General features: G+C 69.9%; 14 protein-coding genes. 5 read left to right on the top strand and 9 right to left on the bottom strand.

All coding sequences use genetic code 11. The features are described from left to right. Window positions 1-69 precede the first annotated feature (69 nt). The gene (locus QRN16_RS07675) at window positions 70-438 is read left to right on the top strand and encodes an Rv2175c family DNA-binding protein (RefSeq protein WP_027505833.1); all 369 of its coding nucleotides are present in this window, start codon (window positions 70-72) and stop codon (window positions 436-438) included. A 12-nt stretch (window positions 439-450) separates the two neighbouring features. On the opposite strand, the gene QRN16_RS07670 is transcribed toward QRN16_RS07675, so the two are convergent. The 4 genes from QRN16_RS07670 to QRN16_RS07655 form a co-directional block, all read right to left on the bottom strand. Further along, window positions 451-1443 (bottom strand): phytoene/squalene synthase family protein, encoded by a 993-nt coding sequence (locus QRN16_RS07670; protein WP_285185473.1) that lies wholly within the window; start codon window positions 1441-1443, stop codon window positions 451-453. Continuing rightward, window positions 1440-3104 carry an alpha-(1->6)-mannopyranosyltransferase A gene (locus QRN16_RS07665; protein ID WP_285185471.1) on the bottom strand — a complete coding sequence of 555 codons (1665 nt, stop codon included), beginning with the start codon at window positions 3102-3104 and terminating at the stop codon, window positions 1440-1442. Before QRN16_RS07665 ends, QRN16_RS07670 begins: the two co-directional genes overlap by 4 nt. Window positions 3105-3205: 101 nt before the next feature. Next, window positions 3206-4774, bottom strand: a complete 1569-nt coding sequence (gene crtI / locus QRN16_RS07660) for a phytoene desaturase family protein (protein ID WP_285185469.1) — start codon at window positions 4772-4774, stop codon at window positions 3206-3208. Further along, a complete protein-coding gene (locus QRN16_RS07655; protein ID WP_197027790.1) occupies window positions 4771-5874 on the bottom strand; it encodes a polyprenyl synthetase family protein in 1104 nt (367 codons plus the stop codon). The genes crtI and QRN16_RS07655 overlap by 4 nt, the downstream gene beginning before the upstream one ends. 222 nt (window positions 5875-6096) lie before the next feature. Here QRN16_RS07655 and QRN16_RS07650 point away from each other — a divergent pair, with 222 nt between their 5' ends. Next, window positions 6097-7143 (top strand): methylenetetrahydrofolate reductase, encoded by a 1047-nt coding sequence (locus QRN16_RS07650; protein ID WP_081821267.1) that lies wholly within the window; start codon window positions 6097-6099, stop codon window positions 7141-7143. On the opposite strand, the gene QRN16_RS07645 is transcribed toward QRN16_RS07650, so the two are convergent. From QRN16_RS07645 to QRN16_RS07625, 5 genes are read right to left on the bottom strand one after another with little or no spacing between them, the layout of a single operon-like run. Then, on the bottom strand, window positions 7075-8253 hold the full coding sequence (locus QRN16_RS07645; protein ID WP_056445607.1) for a glycosyltransferase family 2 protein: 1179 nt from the start codon (window positions 8251-8253) through the stop codon (window positions 7075-7077). The genes QRN16_RS07650 and QRN16_RS07645 overlap by 69 nt on opposite strands. Further along, window positions 8250-8981, bottom strand: coding sequence for an LppM family (lipo)protein (locus tag QRN16_RS07640; protein WP_056445605.1), 732 nt, complete (start codon window positions 8979-8981; stop codon window positions 8250-8252). Before QRN16_RS07640 ends, QRN16_RS07645 begins: the two co-directional genes overlap by 4 nt. A 23-nt stretch (window positions 8982-9004) precedes the next feature. Further along, window positions 9005-9856, bottom strand: a complete 852-nt coding sequence (locus tag QRN16_RS07635) for a carotenoid biosynthesis protein (protein WP_056445602.1) — start codon at window positions 9854-9856, stop codon at window positions 9005-9007. Further along, window positions 9853-11469 carry a phytoene desaturase family protein gene (locus QRN16_RS07630; protein WP_051613370.1) on the bottom strand — a complete coding sequence of 539 codons (1617 nt, stop codon included), beginning with the start codon at window positions 11467-11469 and terminating at the stop codon, window positions 9853-9855. The genes QRN16_RS07635 and QRN16_RS07630 overlap by 4 nt, the downstream gene beginning before the upstream one ends. Then, the gene (locus QRN16_RS07625; protein ID WP_261781437.1) at window positions 11466-12041 is read right to left on the bottom strand and encodes a GNAT family N-acetyltransferase; all 576 of its coding nucleotides are present in this window, start codon (window positions 12039-12041) and stop codon (window positions 11466-11468) included. Before QRN16_RS07625 ends, QRN16_RS07630 begins: the two co-directional genes overlap by 4 nt. 397 nt (window positions 12042-12438) lie before the next feature. Between QRN16_RS07625 and QRN16_RS07620 the strand changes: the two genes are divergently transcribed. From QRN16_RS07620 to mraZ, 3 genes are all read left to right on the top strand, one after another. Beyond that, window positions 12439-12879: an SAV_6107 family HEPN domain-containing protein gene (locus QRN16_RS07620; protein WP_231476320.1), complete on the top strand. Its 441-nt coding sequence runs from the start codon at window positions 12439-12441 to the stop codon at window positions 12877-12879. Window positions 12880-13046: 167 nt separating this feature from the next. Further along, window positions 13047-13475, top strand: coding sequence for an SCO2097 family morphological protein (locus QRN16_RS07615; RefSeq protein WP_222638364.1), 429 nt, complete (start codon window positions 13047-13049; stop codon window positions 13473-13475). Window positions 13476-13988: 513 nt separating this feature from the next. Next, the gene (mraZ, locus tag QRN16_RS07610) at window positions 13989-14420 is read left to right on the top strand and encodes a division/cell wall cluster transcriptional repressor MraZ (protein ID WP_027505841.1); all 432 of its coding nucleotides are present in this window, start codon (window positions 13989-13991) and stop codon (window positions 14418-14420) included. Window positions 14421-14504 lie beyond the last annotated feature (84 nt).

Genomic DNA, 14504 nt, shown 5'->3' with positions numbered 1-14504 from the left:
GGGAACACGGCGCGGGAGGCGGGCGTCGGCGAATTGTCCTGGCGGCGGGCCGTGACTACCTTTGACCGCGTGAGTGCCATTCCCTACTGCGACGACGTCCTGCCTGCCGACGAGGCCGTGATCGCGATTCCCGACGCCGCCGAGATCATGGGCGTCCCCGTGACGAAGCTCTACCAGATGGTGCGTGAGCACAAGCTGATCGCGGTGCGCCGCGATCGAGTGGTCTCGATCCCCGCGAAGTTCGTCGGCGAGGACGGCGAGCCGATCAAGTACCTCGCCGGTGCGATCGCGGTTCTGCTCGACGGCGGCTACAACCACCCGTCGATTCTGCGGTGGCTCTTCACCCCGGACGACAGTCTGCCAGGCATGCCGGCCGACGTGCTGCGCGGCGACCACGCCCGCGAGATCATCCGCCGCGCCCAGGCCATGGCCTTCTAGCGCTCGATCGGATCAGGCGGCGCGTGACCCGGGCCGCGGTAGCCGTTCTCCCGCTCTGACGAGAAGACCTCGACCGGCCGCGGTCGCGGCGACACGAGCGCGCCGAGGAGTGCCCACGCGAGAGCGGACGGACAACGACCGGTACCCGTCGTTCTCCACGGCCTCGAGGATGTCCTGGTACAGCGCGAACGCGACCCGGATGCCCTCGCGCGCCCGCGGTTCCAGCAGGGCGATGCCGGGCTCGGCGGTGCGGTAGAGCGCGCGGGTGGTGGCGATGATGTCGGCCAGAGCGCGGCGGACCCTCGGATCGACGGAGTCCGTACGGCGGCACCACCACAGCAGGTCCTCGTCGACGCCGTAGGCGGTGAGCACGTCGCCGGGCAGATAGATGCGGTCGCGCGCGAGATCCTCGCCCGCGTCGCGAACGAAGTTCGTGACCTGGAAGGCCTCGCCGAGAGCGGACGCCGTCGGGCGGGCTTCCTCGACCGGACACACGGTGCCGAGGACGGGGAGCATCTGCAGCCCGATCACGGCGGCGGAGCCGTACATGTACGTCGACAACTCGTCCATGGTGGCGTAGCGATCCTTGTAGATCGCCGAGTGCGGTACGTCCATCAGCATCGATGTCATGAAGGCAGTGAAGTACTCGGACGGGATGTCGTAGCGACGTGCGGTGTCGAACAGGGCCGCCAGGATCAGCTCGTTGCGCCGGTCGGGTCCGGGCGGGACCGAGGTCGGCGGGGCGATGGTCGAGGCGAGACCCTCGTTCAGTCGCTCCTCGATGCGGGTGAGCAGCGCCAGGTCGAGTGCGACCGCCGTGTCGTCGCCGCGCTCGGCGATCATGTCGACGTCGATGATGTCGTCGACCATGCGTGCGAACGCGTACAGCGCGTGCACCGCGGGCCGACGGTCGGTCGGCAGCAGGCGGGTGGCGAGGAAGTACGTCTTGCCGTGTTCGGCCGCCACGTCCCGGCACAACGCGTAGGCCTCGGGAAGATCGGTCACTCGGTCAACTCCTGGCTGGGCTGGTCCGGACGGGGCTGGTCCGGGCGGGCGGTCTCGGCGCGGACGCGCGGGGCCGGGACGAACGTGTTCTCGTGCTCCGGGTGTGTGACGGCCCGCAGGCGGAGGGGATCGACCGTCCGGAGCGACAGCGCGGCGACCACTGCGGCGAACGTCGCCAGCACGACGTGCGGGAACGTGTAGAGACCGATGGACCCGTCCGGCTGGAACACCAACATGAGCCAGGCGGAGAGACCCACCAGCACGGTCAGAGTGGTCGCCGACATGGTGAGACCCGCGGCGACGGCGAGAGGCCACGAGTAGTACCAGGGGAGAGCGGCCGGGGACAGGATCACGATGGCCACCAGCGACACGAGGATGCCCAGCAGTGCGCCGCGCTCCGAGTGGCGAGATCGCCACCACGCCGTGGCCAGGATCGCGGCAAGAGCCACCGCGCACAGCATCCTGGTCACCTCAAGCACGGGGCCGAGCCGAGCGCCCGTGAACCACCCGGTGAAGACCGTCACCAGGTGGGCGAGGATGGTCGGCAGCGAGAGCCAGTTGATGATCTTGGCCGAGCCCGAGAGCGCCGTCAGCCAGCCGATGCCGACGCCGGCCACCAGGGACGCGACGACGAACACCGCGACGAACACGGCGAAACCGATACCCGCGGTCTTCGCGAACACCATCAGGACGTGCTGGCGTCGCGGCGGGTCACCACGCTCGGCCCGCGCCTCGTTCTCGGTGCGGAGCCGGTCGCGCTCGTGGAGCATCCAGATCCACACCAGGAAGGGCAGCGCGATGCCCGCGGTGGCCTTGATCGCCACGGCGACCGCGACGAGCCCCATCCCGGCGACGTGGTGCCGGTCGAGGACGGCGGCGATGCCGGCCGTCATGAGACCGACCATGAGCATCTCGTTGTGGACGCCGCCGATCAGGTGGATCAGGACCAGGGGATTGAGCACGGCGAGCCACAGGGCCACGGCAGGATCCGCGCCGAAGTGTCGGGCGATGCGGGGGACCGCCCACATGGTGAGGGCGAGCCCCGGCAGCATGGTCAGGCGCAGGAGCATCGTCCCGGCGATCACGTTGTCGCCCGTGAGCGAGGTGATGCCCTCGCCCAGCAGGAGGAACAGCGGGCCGTAGGGCGCGGTGGTGGTGGTCCAGACGTTGCTCACGTTGTCCAGCAGCACACCGGGATTGGCGACGGGACCGACGGCGTACGGGTCGAACCCGTCCCGGAGGAGGGCGCCCTGTGCGAGGTAGGAGTACGCGTCGCGGCTGAACATCGGGACCGCGAGCAGGAGCGGCGCGATCCAGAGCGGCACCACCCAGCGCAGCTGCCGCACCGTGGTCCGGTGACCGAGAGTGGCGCGTCCGAGACGGACCCACGCGGCGATCATGAGCAGCACGCCGATCCACACCATGACGGTCGACAACACGAGTCCGTGCCCGAAGCGGAGCCAGGACAGGTGCATCGCCTCGAGCAGCGGGTCACGACGGCGCACGGCACCCGAGCCGAAACCGCCGAAAGTGATGAGCGCGGACCCGGCCAGACCCACCAACGTGGCGCGGCCGGCGCGTCCCCCGAAGAACCGTCGTGTCGATCGCCACGACGACTCGTCGGTGGCGTCCGCGGCCCGGAGTGGGGAGGACGTCGTCATGTTCCTCCCCGGAAGACGCGACATGCCGGCGACCGTGCGGAAGCCGGGCTGAACTCACGTGAGTTTAGAGGCTCCGGACCGGAAGACGAACCGGCCCGCCGTCAGACGGCCACACGGGCCGAGCGACGCACGGACGGATCGATGCGTTCGGCGGCCAGTCGACCCGAGATCAACACCGTCGGCACACCCACTCCGGGGGTGGTCCCACACCCGGCGAGGACGACGTTGTCGATGCCCTTGACCAGGTTGCGGCGCCGGAACGGGCCGGTCTGGCGGAAGATGTGCGACGCCGAGAACGGGGTTCCCGCGACCATCCCCTGTGCGAGCCAGGTGGCCGGCGTGTCGATGTGGTCGATCTCGAGGTGCTCGGACACGCCGGTGTAACCGCGGCGATCCATCTCGAGCAGGATCTCCCGCACGTAGGGGTCGGTGATGGCGGACCAGTCCAACGGCGCGCTGTCGAGATTGGGGCAGGGCGCGAGGATCGAGATGGGCTCCTGCTCGACGCCGTCGTGCGTGACGCGCAGAGCCGGATCGGTCAGCGAGGTCCGGGTGATGAGCAACGACGGGTCCGACATGAGTGTGCCGCGCCCGCGCGAGGCGGTGAGCTCCTCGAACGTCTCGTTCCAGTTGTGCCCGAAGTCGATGACGTGGTGCGAGCGGGACGACCACCGCGCGGTGACGTCCACCGGCACGCGGCCGTGCACCACGACACAGGACGGTGACGCCCGGATCTTGCGGCGCACGGTGATGCCGGCGGTGGCGAGAAGGCGATCCGTCACCAGGAGATCCGGCGTGAGGATCAGGGAGTCGCACGTGTGCCGCTCGCCGTTCTCGGTCACCACCGCGCGAGCGCGGGTCCCGCCCTTCTCGATGGCGGCCACGCCGGTGGAGAGCAGCAGCGTGCCGCCCGCACTCACGAACGCGTCGGCCATCGCGTTCGCGATCGACTGCATTCCGCCGTCCGGGAACGACACACCCAACGACGTGTCCATGTGCGAGATCGCGGAGTAGACCCCGAGAGCTTTGGCGGGCGCGACACCGGCGTAGAGAGCCTGGAAGGTGAAGATGCGGCGCAGTCGCGGGTCGTCGATGAGCTTGTCGATCCGCTTTCCGAGTTTTCCGAACCCCCCGAGACGCAGCAGGGTCAGCGTGTTCGCTCGCGCCCTGCGCTCGCCCACGAGGTCGAGCGGTGAGTCGAAGTTGTCGTCGATGTAGCGGTCGAACTCCGCGTCGAACATCGATCCGATCCACGCGCGGAGCGTGCGGTAGCGCCGAGCCTCGTCCGGCCCGCACTTCTCGCCGACCTCCGCGATCATCCGCTCGGGATCGGAGTGGACGTCGATGGTGGTGCCGTCGGCGAAACGGGTGTGGTACGCCGGATGCAACGGTGTCAGACGCAGGGGAGGCGTGGTGGACTCGCGGGTCGCACCCACCGCGGCGAGCGCCTGATCGATCAGGTCGGGCATCGTGAGAACGCTCGCGCCCGTGTCGATGCGGTAGCCCGGCGCCGCGACGGAACCCACCCGGCCGCCGACGGTGTCGGACTTCTCGATCACGGTGACCTCGCGACCGGTGCCGCGGAGGTGGAGCGCCGCGGCGAGGCCGGACAGACCGGCGCCCACGACGATCACGTGATCGGTGGGTCCGGACACGGTGGCATGCGTCATGAGGTTCTCCTGGTGGCGGTGTAGGCCATGGCCGTGAGCCGCCTCTTGGCGTCCTCGGTGACATCGGACGCGTTCAGCGCCGCCAGGGCGCTGTCGGTCAGTGTGGTGATGCGGCGCTCGACGTCGTCGACGGCACCGAGATCGATCATGTGCGCACGCAGGTCGTCGACGGCAGCCTCGGAGAGGTCCGTGCCGATTCCCGCGCGCAGAGCAGCCGCGGTGGCGGGATCGCGTTCGTCCGCCGCGTCCAGGGCTGCGGCGAGGAGCACCGTCCGCTTGCCCTCACGCAGATCGTCGCCGGACGGCTTGCCGGTCACGGACGGATCCCCGAACACTCCCAGCAGGTCGTCCCGCAGCTGGAAGGCGATGCCGATGTCCGCACCGAACGTGCTGTAGACCTCCAGCAGGTCGGGGCCGGCGCCGGCGAGCGTGCCGCCGATGAGGAGAGGGCGTTCCACCGTGTAGGCCGCCGTCTTGTAGCGGTCGATCTGGAGCGCGGCCTCGACGGAATCGTCTCCACTGGCCTCCACGGCGATGTCGAGCAGCTGTCCGCCGAGCACCTCGGTGCGCATCGCGGACCACACCGGAGCGAGGCGTGCCGACGTGGCGGAGTCCAGTGCCGCCGCGCGGACGAGATCGTCGGCCCAGCAGAGCGCGATGTCGCCCAGCAGGATCGCGACCGACTCGCCGAACTTGTCCGAGTTCCCGCGCCACCCGGCCGCGCGGTGCCGTTCGGCGAAGGTGACGTGGACGGTGGGGAATCCGCGACGGGTCGAGGACGCGTCGATGATGTCGTCGTGCACCAGCGCGCACGCCTGAACGAATTCGAGGGCGGAGCACACGTCGAGGACGGCGTCGGCCTCGGCGGCGTGCGGATCGCCGCCCGCACCCAGGAAGCCCGTCCACGCGAAAGCGGGGCGGATCCGCTTGCCGCCGCGGAAGACGAAGGAGGTGAGCTCTGCCACGGCGTCGGTGTAAATGGGACCGACCGAGTCGACCGTGGCCTGTTGCGTCGCGACGAAATCGCGCAGGGACGTCTCGACCGCATCGACGAACGTCCCCAGCGGCCACTGATCACGGTCGTCCGCGGCGGACTCCACGTCGAGCGGTCGGTGGGCGGCGGGGCTGTGCGGTGCGGCGGACAGAGTTTCCTCCGGTGTTCGGGGCGGCGGACGGTGTCCGCAGGCAGTCGGTCGGGATGCGGTCGGGTCTCGGGCGCAGCGTCCTGGCACCCCCGACTCTATCCGGGTATTCGGACACGGCGCCGGTGCGGACGACCTGGGGGCCCGAGCAGGTCGGCGCGGGAATCTATGCTGTGAGGCGTGACAGACGAATCCTCCCGCGCGCGGGTCAGCCGCACTCCGTCGGTGATCGACCGGTTGAATTCCGCGGCGCACGGGAGTGTTCCGTTCTCCGTCGAGTTCTCGCCTCCTCGCGACGAGGCCGCCGAGGACCGCCTGTGGCGTGCCGTGCGCACCTTCGAGCAGATGCATCCCGCCTTCGTGTCCATGACGTACGGGGCGGGCGGATCCACGCGTGATCGCACGGTGCGGGTCACCGGCGAGCTGGCGGAGGTCACCAACCTGCTGCCCGTGGCCCACCTCACGGCCGTGGGGCACAGCCGCACCGAGCTGCGCGCGATGGTCGGGGCCTACGCGGACCGCGGCATCTCCAACATTCTCGTGTTGCGCGGCGACCCTCCCGGCGATCCGCTGGGTCCGTGGGAGAAGCATCCGGACGGCGTCGAGTACGCGGAGGAACTGGTGCGGTTGGTCTGCGAGCTGGGCGACTTCCACGTCGGTGTCGCGTCGTTCCCCGAGGGACATCACCGCGCGCCCGATCTCGACCACGACACCCGCCATCTGGTCGCGAAACTGCGTGCGGGCGCCGAGTACTCGATCACCCAGATGTTCTTCGACGTCGAGGACTATCTCCGCCTGCGTGACCGTGTCGCCGCGTTCGATCCGGAGCAGGGCGCCAAGCCGATCATCCCCGAGATCATGCCCATCACGTCGCTGCGCAGCGTCAAGCGTGCGATGGAGCTGTCGGGATCTGCGCTGCCCGCATCCGTCGAGAAGCGCCTGTCCGCCGCGGCCGGGTCCGACCCGGACGAGAACCGGGCCGCCGTGCGCGCGGTGGGCATCGAGATCGCCACCGAGATGGGGGAGCGACTGATCGCCGAGGGCGCCCCCGGCCTGCACTTCATCACGCTGAACTTCGCGAAGGCCACCAGTGAGGTCGTCGGCAATCTCGGGCTCGCCCGCCCGGTTCCGGAGGGCACGGGTGGGATCGGTACCGGATCAGTGCCGGGTGGCCAGAACGCGCGACTTCCACACGAGAGTGCCCTGGCGGCGTCCCCGGTCCGATGAGGCCAGCAGCGCCGAGCCCGCCGCGATGGACAGTGGGTGCAGCGCCGAGGTGACGACGTCGCGGGCCAGCGAGTCGTCGCTGCCCTCCGCGCGCCGCGCAGCGATGCGCGACACCCATCCCGCCAGGTACCCGGCGACTCCCCACCGGCGGGTCGATCCGCGCGCGGCCATCGCGATCGGTGGCAGGACCCATACGGCTGTGGCGATCGCCGAGACGGCGAGAGTGCCTGCAGCGCCGCCGAACTGGGACCAGAGCCACTTCGCGTGACCGGCACGCACCTGCGCGGCGTCGGTGTACATGCGGCACGTCGCGACGCGCCCGCCGTACGCCACTGCCGTCGGGAGACCGCGGGAGCGGACGTGCCGCACCAGCGTCAGATCGTCGGCCACCGCGAAGCGTGTGCACTCGTGTCCGCCGACCACGCGGTAGGACGGTGCGTCGAGCACGAGGAACTGCCCGTTGGCCACGCCCATCGACGGCCGACGGCCTCGATTGGCGGCCCGGACGAGGAGGGTCACCGACCACGACCACGACAGCAGAGGCTGGACGACCCGCTCGATCGTCGTCACCGCCGTCTCCGCGGGCCACGGGCAGAGCATGGCCACGTCGTGCTCGCGGAGAACGGACGCGGCGGCGTCCAGTGCATCAGGATGCAATCGCACGTCCGCGTCGAGGAAGACGACGAGGGTCGGATCGGTGGTCGCGAGCGCGCGGCGGCCGAGGTCGAGGCAGGCGAGGGACTTGCCCATTCCCGGCGCGTCGGCCGGCTCGGTCGTGCGGCCCGCCAGGATCCGGAAACGCGGATCGTCACCCACGACGGCCCGGGCGACGTCCGCGGTCCCGTCGGACGAGTCGTCGTCCAGCACGAGCACGGTCATCGCGGACCGGGAGCGCTGAGCCATCAGATCCCGCAGCAGGTCGGGGAGACGGTCTGCCTCGTCACGGGCAGGAATGCAGACCGTGATGCGCTCACCGGCCCGCACCGTCGCCGCGGACGAGGGCAGCACGCGGGGTGCGGTCGCTGCGTTGATCAGGGCGATGCCCGCGGTGGCGATCGAGGCGAGAGAGCCGACTCGAACCGCGTTCCGGGCTCGGCGCCGGGCGGTCACCGGCGGCCGGCCGACTCCGCATCGCGTCGGCGTCCGCCGGAAGCGTCGCGGGCGACGTAGGCCATGCCGCCGACGATGGCCGCGATACCCACGGTGACACCGAAGACGATGCCGGCCCACCCGGCGAAGCTGCGCGTGTTCGGATCCGAGTAGCGCACCTCGGCGCGCAGGGTGCTGCGCTCGCCGGCGGGGAGCTTCCAGGACACCACGTTGTCGCCCTCGCGGGCGCCGTTGGTGGTGGTGACACGAGCGGGGAAGGCGATGGTGAACTGCACGTCGCTGCCCTCGGCGGGTACGGAGCTCAGATCGACCTGGCCGGCGAGAGTGACGAGGTCACCCGCGCGGACCAGGGACAGCTGGTAGAGGCCGACCGACTGGTCGGACAGTGCCGCGAGCTGCTGCACGTCACCGAACGTGAGGTCGCTGAACAGCGCCTCGCTGCCGACGTACCCGTCCGAGTCGTACGGCTGCACCCGGATCTTGCTGCCCAGGCTGTCGGGGACCTCCATGCCCGGTCCGGTGTCACCCTCGGCCGTCGGCACCGTCGCGGCGACGATGCGGCCGGACACCCGATCGTTCGAGGACACGCCCATGGACACCTGTGCCCGGAGGCACCCGGCCAGCAGCGGAACCGTCAGCAGGGCGAGCACGAGGACGGAGACCACGCGGCGCGGTACGGAAACGCGCGGCGACGTGCGAGGAGCAGCGGGGTGGGGCACAGCGGTCATCGTGCCAGGCCGCCGCGACACCGTCAGTGAACGGGTCGGTCAGCGCGGCGTGGCGCGTCGCGAGCGATGTCCGACCGGGGTCGGGACAGGGCGAGGAGGAAGGGGACACCGACGACGCCCATGGCGACGAGGCCGTACAGAGCGGACCAACCGAGGTCCGGCAGGAAGACCGCATGGGCGAGAGCAGAGCCGAGCCACGTCCACACGAACAGCCCCCACGGCACCAGCGGGCTCACCGTGGGCGTGCGCATCGGTGACCGCCCCAGGACCTCCATGGCGGCGGCCATGAGCGCCGCGACGAGCAGCCATCCCACATAGTTGGTCCACGGGATGCCGTCGAGCCCGGGCAGGGGAGCGAAGGGACTGCACCAGGTCCACTGACCGTCGGCCACCATCTGAGGGTCGAGATACAGATCCCACCCCACGACGCCGACGGTCGTGAGTCCCACGCGGGTGAGCACCGGTCGGCGCATCCGCTGCGCGACGACGGTGGCGGCGCACCACACCGGGTACAGGCCGGCCGTCCAGGCGAACGGAACCACCACCGGCACGTGGGCCAGGGAGGGTCCGATGCGGTCCTGCGCGTACTCGTAGCACCCGAAGGGCATGCCGGTTCGCGTGCCGATGATCTCGGCCGTCAGACCGATCCCGGCGGTGAGCAGCACCATGAGCGTGGCCCACCCGGCCCCGCGTGCGCTCGCCGCGTGCGTGACGCAGGCGGCGGCGAGCAGAGCGACGACACAGAACGTCACGGCGTCCTTGACGCCGCCCGAGACGAGCGGGTAACTGATCTGCGCGAGGACGGCCGCGACGGCGAAGCCCACCGCGACGGGTGTGGCTCGCCCCGACGCGCGGAGAGTGTCTCCCGACCTCATCGGCGGCCCGGGAGAGCGGCGCCCAGACGCGACGCCACGCGCTTCAGAGGACTGCCCGCGCGTTCGGCGATCGCGAGCCGGGCGGCACTGCGGCCGCTGGATCCGGAGACACCGCCGCCGGGGTGCATCGAGGCGCCGGTCAGGAAGAACGACGGGGCTCCGGGCACGGTCATGTCCGCGAGCGCCGGCATGGGGCGCCACATCATCATCTGGTGCAGTGACATCTCGACGTGCATCACGTTGCCCCCGACGAGCCCGAGTTCCTGTTCGAGGTCCCACGGGGACTGGGTGTGCCGTTGCAGGATGCTGTCGGCGAAGCCGGGGGCGTACTTGTCCACCTCGGCGACGATCCGATCACCCTCGAGTTCCGCCACCTCGGGGCTGCCACCTCGCCAGCTCCGACCGTCGGCCAGTCGGTACGGGTGCCACTGCGACCACAGCGAGACCTGGTGTTCGCCGGGCTTCGCGATCGACGGGTCGACCGCGCTGAAGCTCATGGCCAGCACCACCGGCGCCGGCGGGAGATCGCCTGCCGATGCCGCTCCGTGCGCCCGACGGAGCTGGGCCCGGTCGTGTACCAGCAGTTGCAGTCCGCGGCTGGACGACTCGACGCCGGGAGCGCCGGGATACTGCGGCAGCGACGACGTCGACGCGCGGACCACCATGCCGATGCCCGGCCCCACGTCGATCTGCCGTCGCCACGACTCCGTCGTCGCCGTGTCGAAACCGCCGGCGTCGAGGAGGTCGAGCGTGGTCAGGATGTGGCACCCGGCGATGACCGTGCGTGCGCGCACCTCCTCGCCACTCGCGGTGCGGACCGACCATCCGTCTCCGACACGCGTGACCGACACGACGGCGTCACCGAGGGTGACGGTGCCTCCGTCGGCCTCGATCTTAGTCTGCAGCGCGACGCTCAGCGCTCCGCTGCCGCCGACGGCGCGGCCGGGCGGGGTCGTGTGCATCAGAGCGTTGAAGGCCACCATCGGGGCCGTGCCGGGCTCGGACATCGGCGGACCGGACTGGGCGCCGAACCACGCGAGAGCCGCTTTCAGTCGCTCGCTGTCGAACCACCGGTTCAGTAGCGAGTCGCCCGACGCGAGGAACTCGCGTGACAGTGCCGCCGCACCGTCGCTCGCGTCCATGCCCCAGAAGGAGGACAGCAGAGCCCTCCCGGTGGGCGGACTCCCGAACGACGTCATGACACGTGCGCTGCGGGGCCCCCACAGTGCGACGAACGCGCGGTACGCGTCCGCGTCCTTGCGTCCGCACGCCGCCTCGATCGAGGCACAGGTGGCGTCGAGATCCACGGAGAACACGATGCCCGGCTCGTCGGTGCCGGGCGGAGGCGGCGCGAACGCCCACGGGTCGCAGTCGAGATAGCGCAGGCCGTGATCGGCGAGACGCAACTCCTCGATGATGCCGGTCTGCCGGATCATGATGTGCGCGGACGAGCCCCGATCCACCTTGTGGCCGGGGAAGCGCTCGACCGTGGAGGCCGCGCCTCCGACGACGGTGTCTCGTTCGAGGACGCGGACGGACCATCCGGCATCGGTCAGGTAGGCGGCGGAGACGAGTGCGTTGTGACCCGATCCGACGACGGCGGCATCGATCACGTGGTCGGCCCCTCTTCTGTGGTGGTGTCGGGACCGAGTCCGGTCCCGGGTGTCAGGGGTAATTCGCGGCCGAGCACCGCGAAGGGTCGGGCGTCCCCGGCGAAGTGGAATCGGCGCACGACGTCCTGGAACCCCGTCCGCCGGTAGAGACGCCATGCTCGATTGTCCTCGCCGGTGACCTCGGGGGTGGAGAGCAGCACGGAACTCTCCCGGCGGCCCGCCATGAGGGCGAGCAGGAGCCGTTCGCCGAGACGGTGCCCCTGAGCCTCGGGGGAGACGTGCAGCTCGGTCAACTCGACGTAGTCCGAGAGGACCCGCTCGGCGTTCTCGGCGGACCACCCCGCTCGTCGCATTCCGTCGCGGACCTGCTGATGCCACCATTGATGTGGCGCTCCGCGATAGCAGTAGGCGATCGCCACCAGGTGGTCGTCGTGTGAGACTCCTCCCACCGCGCCCCACCCCGGCCGCAGGATGTGCTCCGCCCACATCGGCGCCCGATGCAACTCGGTTCCGCGCGGGTAGCCCATCGCGGCGACGTAGACGGACAGGGCTTCGGTCAACCGTCGGCGCATGTCCTGCGGGGTGAGTTCGATCAGACGAATGCCCTCGTCGGAGGGGCCGCCTCGGGCGTCGTGAACGGTACTCACCTCGATCCCTCGCATCGTGTCGGACGTCCGCGCTACAGTGAAGTCATCGAACACGCGTTCGAACGAATCGACCTCGGGTCGATCGGCCCGACATCGGGTCGATCGCGCGAGACGGTCCGGAGAACATGTCCGACCTCCATGCTTACATCGCGCTCGATCGGCCCGCTCAGGGGAGTAACCGACAGGCCGACGGTGTTGAGAAGGATGTGGGACGCCGATCGGTTCACGTGTCGGAGAGGGAGGTAGCGCAATGGCTCGGAGCACGGGTGGTCACACTGCGGCACGCCGCAGCTCTGCAGACCGCACGGAGGGTGGTGGGACGATGACGAACGGCACGGTGGTCTCGTTCGACGCCTCCGCGGCGCCGTCGCGCACGCACGCCCGCGCCCGCATGTTGCTGCGTCGTGCGGACGCCATTCTCGGTGACGCGGCCGGTGCACCGTCGGCGGCCGACATGTTCCTCGAGTCCTACGTCGCCGCGTTGCGCGGTGCCGGCGCCCTGCTCGACGCGGTCGATCCAGTGCCCAAGCGTGGGGCGTCCCGCAGCGCCTGGGTGCGCATGCGGACGGCTGCGCCGGAGTTCACGGAGTGGGCGTCGTACTTCGCCGCGTATTCCACGCTGCGTGCGTCCATCGAGGCGGGCTCGGCCGATCGGCTCGACGCGGCCGAGGCGGACGAGTTCTTCTCGCAGGTGGGACGCTTTCTGCACCGCGTCGAGGACCGTGTGACCTCGCGGTCCGACGCGGTCGCGGTGCCCGCGTAGGCCTGGTCGCCACCACGGAGCGACTTTTTCTCGCATACTGGTGGTGCAGGTAGGTGGCTCGCCGCCGATTCTGCTCGTATCATCGACAACAGGTAGCCGGACCGATCGGCTACCTCTCACTTCTGGCCAAGAAGTGAGAGCCACCATCCAGTGCCGGGGGAGGTACCGTGCCACTCTCCGAGCACGAGCAGCGCATGCTCGACCAGATCGAGAGCGCTCTCTATGCCGAGGACCCCAAGTTCGCGTCGACCGTGCGCGGCGGACGGATTCGAGCCGCATCCACGCGGCGTCGTTTTCAGGCCGTCGCTCTGTTCGTGATCGGCCTCATTCTGCTCATTGCAGGCGTGGCCCTCCCGTTCAAGCCCGGTGGATTCCCGATCATCAGTCTCGTCGGCTTCGTGTTCATGTTCGGCTCCGGCGTTCTGCTCTTGCTGCGCAAGCCCACCGCGCCCCAGTCCGAGCAGTCCGAGGGCGACAACCCGCCGGCACCGGGAGGCGGCCCGCGCCGTTCCGGTTCCGCACCGCGCCGAGGTCCTCGCAAGGGATTCTCCTCGCGGATGGAGGATCGTTTCAAGCGACGGTTCGACCAGGAATGAGAGAGACCGGAGCGGTCACATCGATCGCTCCGATTCTCGCGTGAGGGGCAGCACGCCTCTCACACCGATGCTGTGACACATCAGCGCGGCACCCACCACGGGTGCCGCGCTGATGCCGTTCAGGGACCCGTGGGTGTCGATCCCCCCACCGCGCCCCACCGAGGGTGGTCTCGGCCCCCGGATCCCCACCACGCCCCACCCGGCACCCCCGGGCGACTCTGCCGCGCGCGGTCACCCGGGCCCGTGACGCGCGAACGTGCCGTTCGACCTCGGATTATCCGGTTCACGGGTGCCGCGGAACGGTGGGGGACACCTCCACTACGCGCACGTGGGTCCTCCCGCTGCCGGACCGACTTCGCTGCTCTTTGTGCGTGCGACCTGTCCCTTTAGTGACGAGTCACTGAAATGTTCCGCCGTGTCGATTGAATGTGGGGGAAAGTGGGGTAATGTGGCGGACAGCGGGGATCGATGGAGTCCCGCGAACTGCACGACACAGGGTCGAGGAGGTGCCGAGTGTTTCTCGGTACCTACACGCCCAAGCTCGATGACAAGTTTCGACTGACGTTGCCGGCGAAGTTTCGCGAAGACCTGGCGGGAGGAGTGATGGTGAGCAAAGGGCAGGACCACAGCCTGGCCATCTACCCCCGTGACGTGTTCGCGGAGCGGGTGGCGAAGCTGTCGAAGGCCTCGCGGTCGAACCCGCAGGCGCGCGCGTACATCCGCAACCTCGCGGCTGGTACGGACGAGCAGCGGCCGGATTCGCAGGGTCGCATCACCATCGGGTCCTCGCACCGCGAGTACGCGGCGCTGTCGAAGGACTGCGTCGTCATCGGCTCGATGGATCATCTCGAGCTGTGGGACGCCGCGTCGTGGGAGCGGTACTCGCAGGAGCACGAAGAAGATTTCTCGCAGGCAGTGGACGAATCGCTCATGGACATGTTGTAGCCACACCCGGCCGGCGGCGAGTGCCGCGTGGCCTCTGCCCGAACCGGGCCTTGACGTACTTCCCCAACGCCAAGTACCGGTCGG

This window comes from Rhodococcus sp. MEB041 (genome assembly GCF_030208955.1).
Lineage (GTDB): Bacteria > Actinomycetota > Actinomycetes > Mycobacteriales > Mycobacteriaceae > Rhodococcoides.
This window is presented reverse-complemented; position numbering and strand designations above follow the sequence as displayed.

What these genes read in the sequence shown, in the direction of transcription:
- QRN16_RS07665 (WP_285185471.1), bottom strand. Translation starts at nt 3,104, where the DNA reads ATGACGACGTCCTCCCCACTCCGGGCCGCGGACGCCACCGACGAGTCG.
- crtI (WP_285185469.1), bottom strand. Translation starts at nt 4,774, where the DNA reads ATGACGCATGCCACCGTGTCCGGACCCACCGATCACGTGATCGTCGTG.
- QRN16_RS07640 (WP_056445605.1), bottom strand. Translation starts at nt 8,981, where the DNA reads ATGACCGCTGTGCCCCACCCCGCTGCTCCTCGCACGTCGCCGCGCGTT.
- QRN16_RS07635 (WP_056445602.1), bottom strand. Translation starts at nt 9,856, where the DNA reads ATGAGGTCGGGAGACACTCTCCGCGCGTCGGGGCGAGCCACACCCGTC.
- QRN16_RS07625 (WP_261781437.1), bottom strand. Translation starts at nt 12,041, where the DNA reads ATGCGCCGACGGTTGACCGAAGCCCTGTCCGTCTACGTCGCCGCGATG.
- QRN16_RS07620 (WP_231476320.1), top strand. Translation starts at nt 12,439, where the DNA reads ATGACGAACGGCACGGTGGTCTCGTTCGACGCCTCCGCGGCGCCGTCG.